This is a genomic window from Thermoflexus sp. (assembly GCF_034432235.1).
Taxonomy (GTDB): domain Bacteria; phylum Chloroflexota; class Anaerolineae; order Thermoflexales; family Thermoflexaceae; genus Thermoflexus.
Genome location: NZ_DAOUCJ010000051.1, coordinates 1 through 19,028, shown reverse-complemented (window position 1 = coordinate 19,028; position 19,028 = coordinate 1). Strand labels below are relative to the sequence as shown.

General features: G+C 67.8%; 16 protein-coding genes. 5 read left to right on the top strand and 11 right to left on the bottom strand.

Going from position 1 to position 19,028, the window contains the following annotated elements:
* The first annotated feature begins 53 nt into the window (after nucleotides 1–53).
* From VAE54_RS06200 to VAE54_RS06190, 3 genes are read left to right on the top strand one after another with little or no spacing between them, the layout of a single operon-like run.
* On the top strand, nucleotides 54–1,154 hold the full coding sequence (locus VAE54_RS06200) for an ATP-grasp domain-containing protein (RefSeq protein ID WP_322801077.1): 1,101 nt from the start codon (nucleotides 54–56) through the stop codon (nucleotides 1,152–1,154).
* Nucleotides 1,123–1,665, top strand: a complete 543-nt coding sequence (locus VAE54_RS06195) for a GNAT family N-acetyltransferase (RefSeq protein WP_322801076.1) — start codon at nucleotides 1,123–1,125, stop codon at nucleotides 1,663–1,665. The genes VAE54_RS06200 and VAE54_RS06195 overlap by 32 nt, the downstream gene beginning before the upstream one ends.
* Complete coding sequence (locus VAE54_RS06190; protein ID WP_322801075.1) at nucleotides 1,665–2,714, top strand: D-alanine--D-alanine ligase family protein; 1,050 nt, start codon at nucleotides 1,665–1,667, stop codon at nucleotides 2,712–2,714. The genes VAE54_RS06195 and VAE54_RS06190 overlap by 1 nt, the downstream gene beginning before the upstream one ends.
* 24 nt (nucleotides 2,715–2,738) lie before the next feature.
* Here VAE54_RS06190 and guaA read toward each other — a convergent pair whose 3' ends face one another.
* Nucleotides 2,739–4,328, bottom strand: coding sequence for a glutamine-hydrolyzing GMP synthase (guaA, locus tag VAE54_RS06185; RefSeq protein ID WP_322801074.1), 1,590 nt, complete (start codon nucleotides 4,326–4,328; stop codon nucleotides 2,739–2,741).
* 439 nt (nucleotides 4,329–4,767) lie between these two features.
* On the opposite strand from guaA, the gene VAE54_RS06180 reads away from it, so the two are divergent.
* Complete coding sequence (locus VAE54_RS06180; protein WP_322801073.1) at nucleotides 4,768–5,166, top strand: hypothetical protein; 399 nt, start codon at nucleotides 4,768–4,770, stop codon at nucleotides 5,164–5,166.
* A complete protein-coding gene (locus tag VAE54_RS06175; RefSeq protein ID WP_322801072.1) occupies nucleotides 5,160–5,489 on the top strand; it encodes a hypothetical protein in 330 nt (109 codons plus the stop codon). Before VAE54_RS06180 ends, VAE54_RS06175 begins: the two co-directional genes overlap by 7 nt.
* A 281-nt stretch (nucleotides 5,490–5,770) precedes the next feature.
* Here VAE54_RS06175 and VAE54_RS06170 read toward each other — a convergent pair whose 3' ends face one another.
* From VAE54_RS06170 to VAE54_RS14575, 10 genes are all read right to left on the bottom strand, one after another.
* Complete coding sequence (locus VAE54_RS06170) at nucleotides 5,771–6,463, bottom strand: hypothetical protein (RefSeq protein WP_322801071.1); 693 nt, start codon at nucleotides 6,461–6,463, stop codon at nucleotides 5,771–5,773.
* Nucleotides 6,464–6,571: 108 nt separating this feature from the next.
* Nucleotides 6,572–7,774: a glycine C-acetyltransferase gene (locus tag VAE54_RS06165; protein WP_322801070.1), complete on the bottom strand. Its 1,203-nt coding sequence runs from the start codon at nucleotides 7,772–7,774 to the stop codon at nucleotides 6,572–6,574.
* 20 nt (nucleotides 7,775–7,794) lie between these two features.
* Entirely contained in the window at nucleotides 7,795–8,832 is a 1,038-nt protein-coding gene (gene tdh, locus VAE54_RS06160) for an L-threonine 3-dehydrogenase (RefSeq protein ID WP_322801069.1), read from the bottom strand.
* 243 nt (nucleotides 8,833–9,075) lie between these two features.
* Complete coding sequence (locus VAE54_RS06155; protein ID WP_322801068.1) at nucleotides 9,076–13,086, bottom strand: S8 family serine peptidase; 4,011 nt, start codon at nucleotides 13,084–13,086, stop codon at nucleotides 9,076–9,078.
* Nucleotides 13,087–13,293: 207 nt separating this feature from the next.
* Complete coding sequence (locus VAE54_RS06150) at nucleotides 13,294–14,202, bottom strand: tyrosine-type recombinase/integrase (protein WP_322801067.1); 909 nt, start codon at nucleotides 14,200–14,202, stop codon at nucleotides 13,294–13,296.
* 5 nt (nucleotides 14,203–14,207) lie between these two features.
* A complete protein-coding gene (locus VAE54_RS06145; protein WP_322801066.1) occupies nucleotides 14,208–15,149 on the bottom strand; it encodes a TerC family protein in 942 nt (313 codons plus the stop codon).
* A gap of 57 nt (nucleotides 15,150–15,206) precedes the next feature.
* The gene (locus VAE54_RS06140) at nucleotides 15,207–15,434 is read right to left on the bottom strand and encodes a DUF2283 domain-containing protein (RefSeq protein WP_322801065.1); all 228 of its coding nucleotides are present in this window, start codon (nucleotides 15,432–15,434) and stop codon (nucleotides 15,207–15,209) included.
* Nucleotides 15,435–15,556: 122 nt separating this feature from the next.
* Complete coding sequence (locus VAE54_RS06135; protein ID WP_322801064.1) at nucleotides 15,557–16,171, bottom strand: DedA family protein; 615 nt, start codon at nucleotides 16,169–16,171, stop codon at nucleotides 15,557–15,559.
* Between the two features lie 29 nt (nucleotides 16,172–16,200).
* The gene (locus VAE54_RS06130; protein ID WP_322801063.1) at nucleotides 16,201–18,891 is read right to left on the bottom strand and encodes a cation-translocating P-type ATPase; all 2,691 of its coding nucleotides are present in this window, start codon (nucleotides 18,889–18,891) and stop codon (nucleotides 16,201–16,203) included.
* A 3-nt stretch (nucleotides 18,892–18,894) separates the two neighbouring features.
* On the bottom strand, nucleotides 18,895–19,028 hold a 134-nt coding region (locus VAE54_RS14575), incomplete at its 5' end, for a zinc metallopeptidase (protein WP_416223780.1).

Genomic DNA, 19,028 nt, shown 5'->3' with positions numbered 1-19,028 from the left:
GTCCAGGCCCTGCCCTCCTCCTGGACGAAGCGGGATCCATTCGAGGAGCGACTATGCGCCGTCGCCGCCCCATTGCGCCGAGCCGGGTTTTGGTCCTTTACAGTGTGGTGGAGCATCTTCCCCGCGGGGAGCCTCGCGACTGGATCGCCGAGGAGGAGGTCGCCCTCACGGCATGGGCGATGGTTTCGGCGCTCCAGGAGCGGGGATGGTGCGTGACCGCCCGGCCGGTCTGGGATCGGGCCTCTCTGCGCGAGGCGCTGGATGCCTTCGATCCGCAGGATACCGTGGTGATCAATCTCTGTGAAACCCTCGAGGGGCGACCCCAGGGGGAAGCGGTGGTGCCGGTCCTCCTGGAGGCGCGAGGGTTTATCTATACCGGATCCTCCAGCTCGACGCTGGCCCTCTGTCTGGATAAGGGGCGGGCCAAAGCCCGGCTTCGGGCCGCCGGTCTGCCCACCCCCCCGGCCCAGGTGTTTCACCACCCCCAGGAGCGCATCCGGATCCCCCTGCCGGCGATCGTGAAGCCTCTCGCGGAGGATGCCAGCCACGGGATCGATCGGGAATCCGTGGTCGTCGATGCGGCCTCCCTCCGGGCGCGGGTGGCCTATGTGCTGGAGGTGTATCGCCAGCCGGCCCTCGTGGAAACCTTCATTGAGGGGCGCGAGTTCAACGTCGCCCTGTGGGGCGGTCGGGACCTGGAGGTTCTGCCCCTGGCGGAGGTGGATTACTCCCGGATCCCGAATCCCCTGTGGCGGGTGTGCACGTTCGCGGCCAAGTGGCTGCCGGAATCGGAGGAGTATGCGCTGACGCCGGTGCGATGCCCGGCGGAGCTCGATGAAGCCCTCGCCGCCCGGGTTCGCGAGGTGGCCATCCGGGCCTTCCGGGCGGTCCGGGGTCGGGATTACGGGCGGGTGGACATCCGGCTTCAAGGGGAGACCCCCTACGTGCTGGAGGTTAACCCGAACCCGAGCCTGGCGCCCAACAGCGGGTTTGTCAACGCTGCCCGGGCGGCTGGCTACTCCTATGCCGCGATGGCGGAACGATTGATCCGTCTGGCATGGGAGCGGCGGGGACGGGGGAAGGAGACCCTTCAACCCCAATCGGGATGGGCGGTGGAAGCCGATGTCGCCTATTCGATGGCCTCGAGCGGATGAGGAGGCGGCGATCCGGACGATGGCGGAACGCTGTGGTGTGTTCCGGCCGGAGGAAATCGATACCCTTCTGGAGATCTTCCGGGAAGCCTGCGAGAAAGGATTCGAGCGGAGCGGTTATTACTTCCGCGTCTGGGTGGACAGCGCCGAAGAAGGGGAGCCCTCTGGTCTGATCTGCTATGGGCGGAGGCCGCTGACCCGATGGTCATGGGATCTCTACTGGCTGCTGGTGGATCCCCGGGCGCAGCGGAGAGGGATCGGGACCGCCCTCCTCCAGGCCATGATGGAGCATATCCGGCAGGAAGGCGGGCGCTGGATCCTGGTGGAGACCGCCACGGCGCCAGCTTACACGCCCGCTCGTCGGTTCTATGAACGCCACGGGTTCCGGTTGCTGGCCCGGGTGGAGGATTTCTACGACGAGGGCGAGGGGCTGGCGATTTATCTCCGGGGCCTCGATCCGCTAACGGCCCCCTCTCTGCCGGCGGTCGAGGCCCACGCGCAGGAGGTGGAGTGATGCGACGGCATTCGTCGAACCCGAGGACCATGCGCCGGGTGCTCCTGCTTTACAACATGGATCGCGCATGGCCTCCCGAGGATCAGACGTATGCCCTGGAATGCGTCCGCAGAATGCAGGAAGGCCTTCAAGCCCACGGACTCGAGGTCCATCCGGTGGAGATCCGCCGGGACGTCCTGAGCCCTCTAACGGGCTACGATCCCCAGGAGTGGATCGTCTTCAACTGGTGCGAGGCCCTGGAAGGGGATCCCTATGCCGAGCCCCGAGTGGCCCGGGCGCTGGAATCGGCCGGCTTTCTATACACGGGATCCGGTCCGTGGACCCTGACGGTGGCCGGCAACAAGGCGCTGATGAAGGCCTTCCTCACCCTGAACGGCATCCCCACGCCCCCATGGCGGGTATGCCATCGGTTGCAGGACCTGGAGGGCTGGACGGATTTCCCGGCGATCGTGAAGCCGGTCCGGGAGCATGGCAGCGTGGGGATCACCCCTGAGGCGGTGGCGACTTCCATGTCGGCGTTGCGGGAGCGGGTGGAAGTGGTGCTGGAGACGCTTCGCCAGCCGGCGCTGGTGGAGTCCTTCATCCCGGGCCGCGAGCTCAACGTCAGCCTGTGGGGGAATGGGGATCCCGAGCCGCTGCCCATTTCCGAGATCCTCTTCGACGGACTCCGAGAGGAAGAGCGGATCGTCGATCAGTCGGCGAAATGGGATCGACAGAGCGAGCGGTATCGGCGGACCATCCCCCTCGTGCCGGCGGTGCTGGACGAGTGGACCGAGGCGGAGGTGGTGCATGTGGCGCTGATGGCCTATCGGGCCCTGCGGGTGCGGGATTACGGGCGCATCGATATCCGGCTGGCCCCGGATGGGACACCCTATGTGATCGATGTGAACCCGAACCCGGATCTTTCGCCGGATGCGGGGTTTGTGCGCTCGGCGGCGGCGGCCGGCTATGATTACGGACGGATGGCCGCGCACATCCTGCGGATCGCTTTCGCCCGACGCGCCCGACGCGCTCCCGCGCCGGTCCCTGTCTTCCAGATGCCCGCGTAAGGGGTGAAGTTCCCGACCGGCATTTTATTCCCACTCGATGGTGGCCGGGGGCTTGTGGGTGATGTCGTAGAGCACACGGTTGACCCCGGGGACCTCGTTGACGATCCGGGTGGCGATGCGATCCAGCACCTCGGGGGGCAGCGGAACCCAGGCCGCGGTCATAAAGTCTTCGGTGGCCACCGCCCGCACCGCCACCACCTCCTCGTAGGTCCGGGCGTCCCCCATCACGCCCACGCTGCGCACCGGCAGCAGCACCGCGAAGGCCTGGGCCACCCGCTCGGCCCAGCCGGAGCGGGCCAGCTCCTCCTGCACGATGGCGTCGGCGGCTCGCAATCGTTCCAGCCGCTCCCAGGTGACCTCCCCGACGCAGCGCACGGCCAGCCCGGGGCCCGGGAAGGGCTGCCGGCGCAGCAGGACCTCCGGGATCCCCAGATGCGCCCCCAGGGCGCGGACTTCGTCCTTGAAGAGATATCGCAGGGGCTCAATGAGCTCGAAGGAGAGATCGGAGGGGAGCCCGCCGACGTTGTGGTGGGTCTTGATCCGGGCGGCCGCCCGCCGCTCCGGTGCCCGGCTCTCGATGACGTCGGGGTAGAGGGTGCCCTGGGCCAGGAACCGGAAGGGGCCCAGCCGGCGGGCGTGCTCGGCGAAGACGGCGATGAAGGTATGGCCGATCCGCACCCGTTTCTCTTCGGGATCGGTGACCCCTCGCAGGGCCTCCAGGAAAGCCTCGGCGGCGTTCACCGCGGCCACCGGCAGCCCCAGGGCCTGCAGGGCGGCCACCACCTCCTCCCCTTCCCCCTTGCGCAGCAGCCCGGTGTCCACGAAGAGACATTGCAGCTGCGCCCCCACCGCCCGGTGGACCAGCACCGCAGTCACCGTGGAGTCCACGCCCCCGGAGACGGCGCAGAGCACGCGTTCCCCGCCCACCCGCTCCCGGATCCGTGCGATCTGCTCCTCGGCGATCGCCCGGGGGGTCCAGGTGGGGCGACAACCGCACCGCTCGACGGCGAAGCGCCGTAGGAGCTCGCGGCCCAGGGGGGTGTGGGCGACCTCCGGGTGGAACTGCACCCCGTAGAGGCCGCGCACGGGATCGCCGATGGCGGCGAACGGCGCATTGGGGGAGCAGGCCATGGCCCGGAAGCCGGGCGGCAGAGCCTCCACGCGATCCCCATGGGACATCCAGACGGTCATGGGGGAAGGGAGACTGCGCCACAGAGGATCCTCCGGCGTGAGGATCTCGACCTCGGCCCGGCCGTATTCCCGGGCCGGGGCCGGGGCGACCCGTCCGCCCAGGGCGTGGGCCAGCAGCTGCATCCCATAGCAGATCCCCAGCACCGGCTGGCCGCTCTGCAGGACATACGGCGGGAGGGAAGGGGCGCCGGGCTCATAGACGCTGGCCGGGCCTCCGGAGAGGATGAAGCCTTTCGGCCGCAGGGCGAGGACCTCGGCGGGATCCGCATCCCATGGGAACAACTCGGCGTAGACGCCGATCTCCCGGATGCGGCGGACGATCAGCTGCGCATACTGGGAGCCGAAGTCCAGCACCGCGATGGCGTCGTGAGCGGGATGATCGGACATCGCCGGGATCCCGGTCTTCGGACTCAAGATCTCCATAGTCCTTCCAGGTCGGGGGCTGGAGACCGCGTTTTGGGCCGTTGCTGAACATGATACCACCGGATGTCGCCTTGAGATTTGAAATCGCCATTGATGAAGATGCCGATCTACACCGTCGTGCCCTGAAACTGGCTGAGGCTCTCTCTCCCGGCAACCTGCGATGCGCACTACCTCGCTTTCGCGGAGCGCCTAGGCGCTGAATTCTGGACCGCCGACAGGCGTCCGGCGCAAGCAGCGCAGAAGGCGCTGCCCTGGGTTCGATGGCTTGGGGGACGGGGTGCGTGAACCTATCCGTATCGCTGCATGGAATTGTTTATTCGATAGAACCCCATAGCTTCCCCATTCCTCCCAAGCAGTGTCCCCATCTGCTGGGGATGGACCGGAGACGATCGGGGCCTTAAGCTCGAGATGGAGTTCGCATCCGGCGAGGGAGGCGAGGATGGGACGGGAGTTCTTCCGAAGGGTGAAGAGGGGGATAGGGTTCCTGGGGATCGGGGTTCTGGTGGGTCTGGGGGTCCTGGGGTTGCGGGAGGGGATGCCGGCGGCCCTGACGCCCTCGCCGGCCCACGCGGCGGCGCTGCCGCGGGAGCCTTTCATCGCTTTTGTGGGCCCGCTTTCTTTCGCCCGGGGGCGGCTGACGATGGAGAGGCTTCGAGCGGAAGGGGTGGCGCGGTTTTCGGGGTGGGTGCCGTTGCGGCTGGCGGCGATGGGGCGTGCGCTGGACGGGGTGATCGTAGATGGGGAGGCGCTGGGGTGGATGCGTTCGGAGGATCGGAGGTGGCTGCAGGCCCGGTTTCGGGAGGGGGGGCGGATCAGGATGAGGTGGCGCCGGTGCTGAGGTTGAAGCGGCTGCGGCTCCCGGAGGAGGGGGTGATCCCCATGGGATCGCTGGAGTATGTCATGGTCTATGAGGTGATGGAGGGGGATCCCTGGGACATCGCGATCGTGCGGGAGGCAGGACGGTTCTGGGAATCGCGGGAATTCCGGGCGCCCGCCGGCATGGCTCGTCCGCTGTATCACGGAGGCGGAAAGTCGATTGGCCGCCTGGATTCGGAAGGGGAGCTGCGGCTGCTGTTCCATCGGCTTCGGATGGCGATTCAAGGCGTTTACGAGATCCGGGCCCAGTATCGGGAAGCCCTCCGGACTTTCGAAGGGAGGTAGAGGATGCGATCCGCGAGCCTTCGACGGTTGACAGGAATCTGGGTGGCCTTCCTGATTGCCGGGATGATATCCGGAACGGCGAGGGCGGAGATGCGGTGGTATGTTTACGCCCCAGGGATCGGTGATGTCGGCAAAGCGGGAACCACCGGTTGGGATGATGGCATTCTGCATGCTTAATGCTTACGGCATTGGGGGATCAATGAGCCCTCCACTTTTGAAGGCGCCCCCTTCCACCGAGTTCAGATGGAGATTGTGGGTCAGGGCCTGTGGGATTGCCTCAATTAAGAATGGGAAAGAGCCTCCAGGGCCAGGAGCAGGGCGGGCGCCGGGACGGGCCCTTCGGGGGTGGCCTTCAGCAGCCCCCAGGCCCATGCCGGGGCCACGACAGCCTCTGATCCCTCGACCATGAACTTCTCCTCCAGCCGCTGCGCGGCCCGTCGAGCGCCCTCCCGGCTCATCCCCCAGCGGGCGGCTCGCATCTTCCAGGGCAGGGGACGGGCCAAGTCGGCGAGCCGCCCGGCCTCCTCTGGCCGCAGCTTGCGGAGGAGATCTCCGATAGCGGCCTCAAAGCGATCCGCCCGAGCGCGCAGGTCAGGGGGCCACGCCTCCTGCCCTGCGCGGAAGGCCTGCAGCCAGCGGAGGTTCTCCGCCCAGGAGGCCGCGCAGTCCAGATATCCGGCGAACCCGAGGAGGCGGGCAACCCGCAGATAGAGATCGGACGGGGAAGGGCTCCAGAGCAGGACGCGATGGCCGGCGGCGCTCTGGAGCAGCTTCCCGCCCAGCTCCAGGCCGCATCGGCCGGGCCGTTCGGCGGCGATCAAGAAATCGCCGGGGATGGCGGGGATCGTTTGGGAAGGGTGCAGAGGGCGAACCGGCTCCCCAAGGGTGGCGGCGAGGGCCTGAGCCAGAAGGGGGCCCCGGGTCGGATCCTCGATCAGGAAGAGGGGTCGATCCATCCCGCCCGACCGCCGCATCTTCCCCCTCCGTTCGTGTGGATCACCTCCTGTTCATCATGAGCTACCCGGGAAAGCCCAAAACGGTGGGGGCGGGATACGCGACGGTTTCACCGCCCCCTCCATGGGTTAACGGATCACCCCCAGCTCCCGCCCCACTTTGGCGAAGGCCTCCAGCCCCCGATCCAGGTCCTCCCGGCGGTGGGCGGCGGAGATCATCACCCGGATGCGGGCCTTGCCCCGGGGCACCGTGGGGTAGCCGATGGCCTGGGCGAAGACGCCCTCCTCAAACAGGCGGCGGCTGAAGGTCTGGGCCAGATGGGCATCCCCCAGCATCACCGGCGTGATGGGGGTCACGCTCGCGCCCAGATCGAAGCCCAGGCGGCGCATTTCCTCCTTGAAGTAACGGGTGTTCTCCCACAGCCGGTCCACCAGCTCGGTGGATTCCTCCAGGATCTCCACGGCGGCGATGCAGGCGGCGGTGTCGGCGGCGGTCATGGCGCTGGAGAACAGGAAGGGACGGCCACGCTGGCGCAGCCATTCCACGATCTCCCGGCGCCCGGCCACATAGCCGCCCACCACCCCGAAGGCCTTCGAGAGGGTCCCCACCTCGATGTCCACCCGGCCGTGGAGCCCGAAGTGATCCACGATCCCCCGGCCGCCCCGGCCCAGGACGCCTTCCCCATGGGCGTCGTCGACCATCAGCATCAGATGGTAGCGCTCCGCGATCTCCACGATCTCCGGCAGGGGGGCGATGTCGCCGTCCATAGAGAAGACACCGTCGGTGACGATCAGGCCCCGCCGGAAGCTCCCCAGGTGCTCCCGGATCTTCGCCTCCAGGTCGCCGGGATCGTTGTGGGCGTAGCGGATGATGCGGGCGCGGGAGAGGCGGCAGCCATCGATGATGCTGGCGTGGTTGAGCTCGTCGGAGAAAATGGCATCGCCCTCCCCCACCAGGGCCGGGATCGTGGCCAGGTTAGCGTTAAAGCCCGACTGGAAGGAGATGGCCGCCTCCACGCCCTTGAAGCGCGCCAGCTTCTCCTCCAGGATCAAATGGAGGTCCAGGGTGCCGGCGATGGTGCGCACGGCGGCGGGGCCCACGCCGTATTTCTCAATGGCCTGGCGGGCGGCTTCCCGCATGCGCGGATGGTTGGCCAGCCCGAGGTAGTTGTTGGAGCAGAAGTTCAGCACCCGCCGGCCATCTACGATCAGCCATGGGCCCTGGGCGGACTGGATGGTGCGGATGTGGATGTAGAGGCCCTGTTCCTGCAGGGCCTGGAGCTCCTCCCGGATCCACGACAGCTTATCAGCGGTTGTCGGTTGCACCGTCATCGTCGAACCTCCTGCGAACGTTATGGGATCAGCATCACCTTCCCGCTCTGGCCGCTGGCCATGGTCGCGAAGGCCTGATCGAACTCCTCCAGGCGGAAGCGATGGGTGACCACGGGGCGCAGATCGACGGCGCCGGAGTTGAGCAGCCCCCGGATCTCATACCAGGTCTCCCACAGGCGTCGCCCGACGATGCCGTGGACGGTCGCGCCTTTGAAGATCACCAGGTTCGAGAGGTCGAATTCGATGGGGCCCGGCGGGAGGCCCAGCAGGGCAGCCTGGCCTCCTGGCTTGAGCACCGCGAAGCCCTCCCGAATGGCGGAGGGGGCGCCGGACATCTCCAGCAGCACGTCCACCTCCCCGCCGGCCAGATCCCGGATCGCCTCCACGACGTTAACCTCCCGCGGGTTGAGGACGTGGTCGGCCCCCATCCGCCGGGCCAGCTCCAGGCGATAGGGGCTGATATCGGTGGCGATGACCATCCGGGCGCCGATCGCGCGGGCCACCGCGATGGTCATCAGGCCCACCGGCCCGCAGCCGGTCACCAGCACCTTGCGCGCCCGCAGATCCACGGCGAAGGCGGTGTGCACAGCGTTGCCGAAGTTCTCCAAGAGGACGGCCACTTCGAGGGGGAGATCCGGGGGATTGACCCAGGCGTTCTCCGCGGGGATGACGATGAAGTCCGCGAAGGCGCCGTCACGATCCACCCCCAGGATGCGGGTGTTGCGGCAGAGATGCCCTTTTCCGGTGCGACACATGTCGCAGCGGCCGCAGATCACGTGGCTTTCGGCGGAGATGAAATCCCCGACGCGGATCCCGTCGACCTCCGGCCCCCGCTCCACCACCTCCCCGCAGAACTCGTGGCCGATGATCAGGGGCGGGCGGATCCGTCCCTGGGCCCATGGATCCCAGCGGTAGATGTGGAGATCGGTCCCGCAGATGGAGGCGGCCTTCACCTTCACCAGGATCTCCCCGGGGCCGGGGGCGGGGATCGGGCAGCGGGCCAGGGTCAGGCCCGGCTCCGGCGCCGCTTTGATCACGGCCCGCATGGTCTCGCTCATCGGTATCCGCCTCCCGATTCGGAGTCGGGGTCCATCCTCCGTTCACCGGGGGCTGGCTCCCTTATTATTATGGCCCGGCTCCCGGAAATAAGAGGCACTCTGGGGGGAGATCTGCGAACGAAAAGCGGTGAGATCGGACGGCTTCGCTCCCCGAGGCGGGGAGGGGGGATTTAAGCTCCCCCTTCCCTCGTAGGGAAGGGGGCCGGGAGGTTAGGTCCGAGAATCCCTCCCGCTTCTCTCTTTTTATGGTCCGGGCGGCGCCCGCGCGGTGAGGGGCAGATACACCCGCCATGGCCGCGTCCAGACCCATCCTTCCACTTCATAAACTCCCCCGAATGCATCCTCCGCCCGCAGGGTCAGGCGATCCCGCTCATCCCTCAGGGTTCGCGGGCTCCCTGTGCCGATCCAGTGCAGGGTTTCCCCCGCCGGCAGAACCCCGGCCCATGTTCCCACCCCCGGGAAAGGCTGTCGAGCGATCCCCAGGGTTGCGGTGAAAGCCGTATCCCGCCATGACAGCGGGAACGTGGCCGTGAGCGCCAGCGGGAGGGAAAGCGCACCCGGGTTGCGCACCTCCCAGGGGGCCATGAGGGGAACTCCCGAGGGCGCATTCGGGCTCCAGATCCCCGGGAAGAGGGAGGGGACCGGAACCCCCAGATTCACCGGCTCGACCCATCGCAACGGCCAGGCCCCATCCGTCCCGTCCAGGATCAGGGGGACCCAGCCCGGAGGCCCCTCCAGGGCCATCGCGGCGGTCAGGATCCGGGGCGCGGGGATGATCCCCCGCCAGCCCGGCAGCGTCGGATCGAAGGCCCACTCTGGCGAGCTCTCCGGCGCCCGGATCGTCCAGGTGGTCGGGACCGTCAATTGAAGGGAGACGGTGACGGGGGTGGATTCTCCAGGGGATCGGACGTCCACGGACACGGTGATGGCCCACCGGCCTTCCCGGGATTCCACCTGCATGGCGGTTCGCCCCAAAGGGCCGAGATCCGAAAGGATGCGGCGCATGGCCTCCGCCTGCAACGGCTCCGGCAGGCCTTCCAGGCCCAGGGTGGAGAAAAAGACCCGCCCGAGGCCTTCCGAACGGATCACCGCGATCGGCCGGCCATGCTCCCCGCGCCAGACCGGCGTCGCGTCCGCGGTCGGCTCCAGCGCGTCGGTCCAGTTGGTGTAAGGCAGCTGGATGGTCCAGCGGGGGAATCCCCGGCCGATGGGGGAGAGGGGACTGGGGAGCCCGAGGGTGGCGGTGAGCCCCTCCTCGTGGGCGCGCACCCCCAGCGCATGGGCGAACGTCCAGGGTCGCTCATACGTCAGCAGCGTATACAGATAGTCCTGGGAGAAGAGCGCCAGGCGCCCTCCGCGCTGCAGGAAGCGAAGCAGCCGCGTTTCCTCTTCTTCGGACAGCGGATCGAACCAGTCATAGCCGGTGAACCAGATCACCCCCTCATAGCGGGCAAGGTCGGCTTCTGATGGGGAGCCCATCCCGTGAAGCCCGGTGACCCGCCAGCGATCGAAGGAAGGCCCGGAAGCCGACAGCGCTCGACGATAGGGTTCGCTGACATCGAACCATCGATCGTCCTCGACCAGCAGAAGATGAGCCGGGGTCTTCAAACGCCAGATCGCCGGAACGGCCAGGGAAGAGGAGAGGGTCGAGCGGGCCGTGAGGGTGATGACCGACCCGGCATCCCGGGGCAGCCCCTCGGGAACCGTCACCGTCAGCGTGATCGTCTCCCGGGCGCATGGTCCCAGGGCGATCGTGGTCGGTGTGACGGCCACCGGCCAGCTGCCCCCTTCGAGCTGAAGCGGGATCGTATCGGTGGCGACCTCGCTCAGGTTCTGAAGGGTGGTAGTGAAGATCGCCTGGGTGGCGGTCGGAACCACCCGCTCCGTGAGGGAAGGATCCCACCGCAGGCCCCAGGGCCGCGGAGGCGCCTGGAGGGCCTGGAGGGCCCGCTCCAGGAGCTCCCCGCGGATCCAGCGATCCGGGATCCCTTCGAGCCCGAAGGCGAAGACCATCCCGCGATAGGGCCGGCAGAGCCCCACCGCCGTCGCCGCTCCTCCATCGCTCAGGTAATCCAGGGGTTGGTCCACCTGGGGATCGGCGGGAGCGATCTCGTCGGGGGCGATCTGATTCCCGGCGCCTCCCTCCCCGCGGATCGCGGCCTGGATTCCGGCAAAGGGTCCGTCCAGCGCCCCGGTGACCGTGAAGATCCCGGTGGAATCCCGGACATACCGGGTCCCCAGGAGCTCTCGCAGATACGGCGCATAGAAAAACCCGTTCCCTCCATCGTCCCAGAAGGCGACATCCTGGCCGCTCACCATCAGGCGCCCGCCCCGCCGCAGGAAGAGGGCCAGCGCTCGGTCCGCCCCGATGTAGCCCGGTGAATCGAGGGGTGAGGACCACACCACCGCATCGTAAGCCAGCAGGGTGGAAGTGGGCGGCGGGGCCGGCGGATCAACCACCCGGTATTCATCGTAAGACCAGGCGGCCGCATCCAGGGCCTGACGGTAGAAGGTGATGGCGGATTCGTTATACCAGGCCCCCGAATCGACCAGCAGGACCCGGGGCATACGGGGCATGGTGAGCGTCAGGGAAGCCGTCACGCCGGCCTGCACCTCGACGGTGGCGCTCACCACGCGATGGCCCAGGGCCCGCAGGCGCAGTGTGTAGCTGCCCGCCGGAACGGAGAGGGTGAACGGGAAGCCCGGCTGGGTGAGGGAAACCGGCGTCCCGATGAGGGTCAGGGTTGGGGAAAGGACCGGCCCTCCCTGCTCATCGGTCGCCTGCACGATCAGAGACCCCCGGGGCAGCGGATCCAGCCGGAAATCCAGCGTCCGGGTGGTCCCCGTCGTGATGAGGATCCCGAAGGCCTGTCGGGTTGTGTAGCCGAACGCGGCCACGGTGAGATCGTAAGTGTTCGCCCGCAGGAAGAAGCGATAACGGCCCTGGGCGTCGCTCTCCCGGGAGACCCGGAGCGTTCCATCCCGGGAAACCGCGGTCAGGGCGGCTCCGGCGATGGGGGCGCCGCTCCTATCCTGCACCGTCCCCTCCAGGACGCCGCTTTCCACGGCCGCGCTGAGGGCTTCCATGGCGTTCGCCAGGCCCCACCCGCTGTCGTTGTTGGGGATCGTGATCGTCAGGGGTGTGGCGGTGCGCGTCAGGATCTCGGCGATCTGCATGGGGGAAAGCTCCGGCCGTGCGGATTTCAGCAGGGCCGCGATGCCCGCGACGTGAGGGGCGGCCATCGAGGTGCCGCTGAGCGCGCCGTAAGCTCCCCCGGGCAGCGTGGAGCGCACGTGGACGCCGGGGGCCACCCCGTGGGGACGGATCTCCCCCCATGGGGAGGGACCCCGGCTGGAGAACCACGCGACCTGTGCCTCCGCGTCCACGGCGCCGACCGCGAAGGCTCCGGGGAGGCTGGCCGGGGAGGCGACGGAGCCGGGGCCGGGCCCGCTGTTCCCCGCGCTGAACACCGCGAAGATCCCGGCGGCCTGCAGGGCTGTTAGATCCTCCGAGAACGTGGTGTCCCAGCCGTTCGGATTCCCCCATGAGTTGTTGAGGATATCAGGGGCCAGGGCGGGGTTCCCCTCCGGAGCCAGGATCCACTCGAAGGCGGCGTGGATCCAGGAGTCCAGGGCATAGCCCTGGGCGTCGAAGGCCCGGGCGGCGATCCAGCGGGAACCGGGGGCCACCCCGACGCCCTCGCCGACCATCAGGCCCATGGTGTGGGTGCCATGGCCGTTGCCATCCACGGGGTAGACCGCGCCCATGCCGGTGGCATCGAACCAGTTGCCGGCATGGCGGTGAAACCCCCGGGGATCGTAACCCCGATACGCCCGTTGCAGAGCCGGGTGCTGCCAGTCCACCCCGGTGTCGATGTTCGCCACCACCACGCCGGTCCCGGTGATCCCGAAGGCGGCCCAGGCTTCGAGGGCATGGATCATCGTGAGATTCCACGGGGTGGAGAGGGGATCTTCCGGCTCCGCCGCTGGCGGAGACTCGATCCATCGCCGGAGGCGATCCTCCCGGATGCGGCGGATGCCGGGCGCCTGGCTCAGGGCGAGGATCTCCCGGGGAGCGGCCCGGACGGCGATCTGGTTGGAGAGCCAGAGGGGGCGGATGGCCTCGACCTCGCTGCGCCGCGCGGCTTCTTGAAGGCGCTGCAGGAGGAGGGCCTGGGCGGCTTCCGCGCGGGCGCGCAGGCGAGCGACCAGGCGGGCCCGCCGCTCGGGGAGCGGCCGGCGATCCTTCTCCATCGCCGCGATCTCCCCGGGGGAGGGCCCTTCCATCTGGATCAGGATCGGAATCCGTTCATCGGGGCGGGCCTGGAGCAGGCGTTTGGCCAGCGCCGGGTGGAGGGTGGGGGGAAAAGGAGGAGAGAAGGGAGGAGGCTCCCGGGCTGCAGCGGGGGCTTGAGCGCCGAGAAGCAGGAGCAGCACAGGGAAGAGGAAACCGAGGGGCCCTTAGCGCGTTCCGGAGCGCCCGGCCAGGGCCTGCAGGCGTCGGAAGACATCTCGCCACTGGATCTCGGAGAGGCCCAGCTTCCGGCGCAGGGTTTCCGGATCCATCCCCTGGAGGAAATCCTGCATCGCGCACGTCCATCGAAGGGTCTCAAAAGAGAGATGAGCGAGGCCGGCCCGTCGGGCCACGTCTTCCAGCACATATTCTAAATTCCGGGGCGTCCAGGGGAAAACGCGGTCCTCGATGCCATACTGGCCCAGATATTCCCGGAACAGCTCGGGCCACTCCGGCGGGAGCGGCAGCTTGCGCTCTTTGTGGCGATAGCGGGGTTGGGCGTAGCGGATCCACACAGCCGGCTCCTGCAGATCGAAGTGATCCCGGCGCAGGGCGGCCACCTCGCTTTTCTTCAAGCCGGTGTGGAGCATGAGGGTGAGCAATGTGAGGGGACGGGCATCCCCTTCCTGACGAAATCCCTCGGCGGCTTCGCGAGCGGCCCGGATCTGCTCCGGGGTCAGCACCTCGGGGAGAGGCTCGACGGCCTCCGGATAGACCAGGCGCTCCGCGGGATTCATCGGCAGGACGCCGAGGTCCTCATGCAGCCATCGGAAGAACGCCTTCACGGCGGTGATGCGCCGCCGCAGGGATTTGGGCGTGCACGGAACCCCGCGCCGGTGGCGAAGCCAGTCCACGAAATCCTGGAGATCCCGCAGCCCGATCGCCCCTATCGGACGCTCTTCCCCCAGGCACTGTCCCAGCAGGCGGAGGTCGTGGGTGAAGAAATACACGGTGTGCCGGGAGTAATCCCCGGCCTTCAGGTGCTCGGCGAAGGCCTCCCGGGCCTGGGCGAGGGGGGTCTCTGGGGTGAGCTCCGATCGGGGTCGGAAGTCGAACAGGCTGAGCTGATGCGCCATCGGTCTCACCGATGGATGAGCGGATGGGTTTTCTCCCGTCGTTCCGCGATCCACGAAGCCAGCCCGCTGATCAGGAGGGTCGTCAGGACGATGGCCAGCGAGAGGGCCGGCGGGATGTGGAGGAAATCCGAGAGCAGCATCTTGGCGCCGATGTAGCTGAGGATCACCGAGAGCCCGTAATGGAGGTAGCGCAAGCGCTGAATCAGGCTGGCCAGGACGAAGTAAAGGGCCCGCAGCCCCAGGATGGCGAAGATGTTCGAGGTGTAAGCGATGAACAGCTCGGGGGTGATGGCCAGCACGGCCGGCACGGAATCCAGGGCGAACATGAGATCGGTGCTCTCCACCACCAGCAGGGTCAACAGCAGCGGCGTGGCCATCCACCGGCGTCCCTGCCGGATCAGGAAGCGCTGGCCGTGGAGAGCGGGGGTGATGGGCAGGAAACGGCGGGCCAGGCGGAGGACGGGGTTGCGCTCCGGGCGCACTTCCTCCTCTTCGCTGCGCAGGGCCAGCCGGATCCCCGTGTAGACCAGGAAGGCGCCGAAGAGATAGATGGCCGGGTGGAAGGCCTTCAGCAGCTGGACGCCGGCGAAGATGAAGGCGGCCCGCATCAGAACTGCCCCCAGGATCCCCCAGAAGAGCACCCGGTGCTGATACACCGAGGGGATGCCGAAGTAGGCGAAGATCACCGCGAAGACGAAGAGGTTATCAGCGCTGAGGGATTTCTCCACCAAGTAGGCGGTGAGAAAGTGAAGCGCGGGCTCATGGCCCCAGGCCAGCAGGATCACGGCGTTGAAGGCCAGGGCCACGGCGATCCAGACCACGCTCCAGATCATCGCCTCTTTGAGCTTCACCTCATGGGCGTTCCGGTGGAACACCCCGAGGTCCAGGGCCAGCATGATGGCAACGATCAGGTGGAAGAGGATCCAGGCCCAGAGCGGGAACTCCATGGGTTCGCCTCATCCATTCAAGTTCAGATGTTGCGTATCACATCACGGCTTCGCCGATCAAGAGGGTTCGGTGGTTGCTTCAACAGATGGTGTTGCCAGGACCACCTCAAATTGGACCTGATCTCCCAACATCTCTGAAGCATCCAATACCTCGATCTCTATCGATTTTCCATCGCGGCTGAAATCAGCATACACACCCGGAACCACGATCTCCGTCCGGGCTGCCTTCTCCCCGGGAGCGCCAAACCAGCTGTAAAGCAAATCTCGAGCCGGATCGTATTCCATATTTATTCCCCCTCCTCAGGAAGCCCTTGCCATATCTGGCGATCGCCGTCAGAAGCACAATGCCCTCCGGGGTTAACCTGTAGTATACCCTGCAGCCGGCGCACAGGACATCTACCTCTACCTCATAAACCGGGTGGGCGATCGCCTGGCCTCCGGCGGGCCAGTGCCCTTATGGCCAGCCCCATGGGGATTATCGCCCCAATGAGGAAAAGGATCGAAAGGAGAAGGAGCGGGTGCAAAACGAGGAGCATGCCCGCTGCGGTCTGCAACGTGGCCCGCATGGCCGCGCCCAGCGCGGTCCACCCGCTGAAGGGGAGGAGGGGCATCCCGCTCATTCCGGCCGGGATAGCGATCCCGCTGCGGAGCCCGGGGATCAGATGGGCAAAAAGGAGGAGGGGCGCCCCGTAGCGCCGGAACAGCCGGAGGGAACGATCCATCTCGGCCTCCCGGATCCCAATCCAGCGCCCATATCGGCGGATCCATCGGCGAGCGACGGGCTCGCCCGCCCCCCGTCCCAGGGCGTAAAGGATCAGGGCGCCCGCCACCGTTCCCCCTGTGGCGGCCAGGACCACGCCCTCCGGTCTCAGGATGCCCCCGGCGGTGGCCACGCCCGCTGCCGGGATGAGGAGATCCGAGGGCAGGGGCGGGAAAACCACCTCGACCACGGCGGCCAGGAAGATCCCGCCATACCCCAGCTCGGCCATCACCGACTCGATGAACGTTCGGATCCCTTCCATCCCTCCCCCGTTCCATAGAGAATCCGCGATCAGCCATCGATCGCCCCCAGCAGCCCGCGGCGCTCGATCCATTTCACCAGCTCCAGCACCGGCACCACCGTGGCGGCCGCCGCGAGGACGATCGCCCAGTCGATCCACGGCAGGCTGTAGATCCCGAACAGATCCCGCAGGAAAGGCACGTAGAGGAGCAACAGCAACATCGCGGCTTCCCACAGGATCGCCCGGTTCAGCCAGCGGTTGGCGAAGGGCTGCCGCAGGACCGAGTGGCGGTCCGACCGGAAGTTATACGCCTTGAAAAACTGGATCAGCACCAGGGACACGAAAGCCATGGTCATGGCCTCCGCCAGGCTCCGACCGGAGGAGAGGGCCCAGGCGAACAGGGAGAGGTTGACCAGGGCGGACCACAGGCCTCCGGCCAGCATCAGCAGGATCACCGGCCGGGTGAAGAGGCCGGCCCGGGGGTTGCGGGGCGGCCGGCGCATCAGGTCCGGCTCCGGCGGATCCACCGAGAGGGCCAGCGCGGGCAGGCCGTCGGTGGCCAGGTTCACATACAGGATCTGGGCCGCGCTGAGGGGCGGGGGGAGCCCGGCCAGGGAGGCCATGGCCATCAGGAGGATCTCCCCCACATTGGAGGAGAGCAGATACATCAGGTATTTCTTGATGTTGGAGAAGATCGCCCGGCCTTCTTCCACCGCCGCCACGATGGAAGCGAAGTTGTCGTCCAGCAGCACCATCGCCGCGGCCTCTTTGGAGACGTCCGTGCCGGTGATCCCCATCGCGATGCCGATATCCGCCTTCTTCAAAGCCGGGGCATCGTTCACCCCATCCCCGGTCATGGCCACGATGTGGCCTTTCTTCTGGAGGGCGGTGACCACCCGGAACTTGTGGGCCGGCGACACCCGGGCGTAGACATCGATCTCCTCCACCTGCTGTTCGAATTCCTCATCGCTCATGGCGTCCAGCTCCGCCCCGGTGATCACCCGGCCGTTCCGCAGCAGGCCCAGCTCCCGGGCGATGGCCCGGGCGGTCAGCGGGTGATCCCCGGTGATCATCACCACCCGGATGCCGGCCTCCCGGCAGACCTGGATGGCCGCTTTCGCCTCCGGACGCGGCGGGTCGATCATCCCCACCAGGCCCAGGAAGGTCATCCCTTCCTCCGCGTCCTCGAGGCGGGCGGACGCCTTGTCCGCCACGGCCAGCACCCGCAGCGCCTCCCCGGCCATCGTCCGGGCCGCCTCCAGGATCCGCTCCCGCTCCGCCGGGGTGAGGGGACGCTCGCCCTCGTCGGTCAGGAGAAAGCGACAGCTTTCCAGGATCACCTCAGGGGCCCCCTTGGAGGCGGCGAACAGGCCCTCCGGGCCCTGATGCAGGGTGGTCATCCGCTTGCGCTCCGAGGTGAACGGGATCTCGTGCACGCGCGGGTAGCGGCCGTTCAGCGCCTCCGGCTGCAGCCCGGCCTTCAGCGCCGCCATCAGGAGGGCCAGCTCCGTGGGATCTCCCTGCCCTCGCCAGCGGCCATCGGGTTCCCGATGAAGTCGAGCGTCCGAGGCCAGCGCGGCCGCCCGGAGCAACCGGCGCACGGCCTCCGACGGCTCCGCCGGCTGTCCATTTCGCTGGAACTCCCCGGAGGGCTCATACCCGCTCCCGGTGACCTCCCAGAACTGCCCGCAGACGAAGAGGCGGCGCACCGTCATCTCGTTCCGGGTGAGGGTCCCGGTCTTATCCGTGCAGATGATATCCGTGCTCCCCAGGGTCTCCACCGCCGGCAGCCGGCGGATCAGGGCGTTGCGCCGGACCATCCGCTGCACCCCCAGGGCCAGGGAGATGGTGACCACCGCCGGCAGGGCTTCGGGGACCACGGCTACGGCCAGGGCCAGGCCGAAGATCAGCATCTCGAGCCAGGGCCGGCCGCGCAGCAAGCCGAGGGCCACGATCAGGGCGACCACCCCCAGGGCCGCCCGGGCCAGGGCCTTCCCCAACCGATCCAGGTTCTCCTGAAGCGGCGTCCGTTCCTCCTCGATGGTTTGAAGCATGCGGGCGATGGCCCCGAACTCCGTGCGCATCCCGGTGGCGACCACGAGGCCCCGACCCCGCCCATACGTCACCACCGTCCCGGCGTAGGCCATGTTCCTTCGGTCCCCCAACGGGAGGTCGGGGTCCGGGATCGCCGCTGTGTGCTTCTCCACCGGGACCGACTCGCCGGTCAGGACGGCTTCGTCGATCTGGAGGTTGACGGCCTCGATCAACCGCAGGTCCGCCGGCACGCGATCTCCCGCGTGGAGGATGACCAGGTCCCCGGGCACCAGCTCCCGGGCGGGGATCCGTTCCTCAGTCCCTTCCCGGAGCACCGTGGCCATCGGGGCGGCCATTCGTCGAAGCGCCTCCAGGGCTCGCTCCGCCCGGTATTCCTGGAGGAAACCCAGCAGGACGGAGAAGAGCACGATGATCATAATGACCACCGCTTCCGTCCCGTGGCCCAGGAGGATCGAGAGGGCGGTAGCGGCCAGGAGGATCAGCACCAGGACGTTCCGGAACTGGGCGAGGAGGATGGTCAGGGGCGAGATCCGCCGGGGCGGCTCCAGCTCATTGGGACCCCACTCCTGGAGCCGGCGGGCCGCCTCGGCACGGCTCAGGCCCGCCGGCTCCGCGCTTAGCTGGCGGAAGCATTCCTCCACTGGAAGCGTGTGCCATAGCGTTCGGGAATCGGAGGGCTCGTCCATCGATTATTCCTCCGAACGCCGCATGCCCATGGCGAGGAAGGCGTAGTAGGCCAGGGTGGAGAGGGCCTGGGCCAGGGCGGCCACGTAGGTCAGCGCCGCCGCCCTTAGCACCTCCCGCGCCCCCGCCCGCTCCTCCG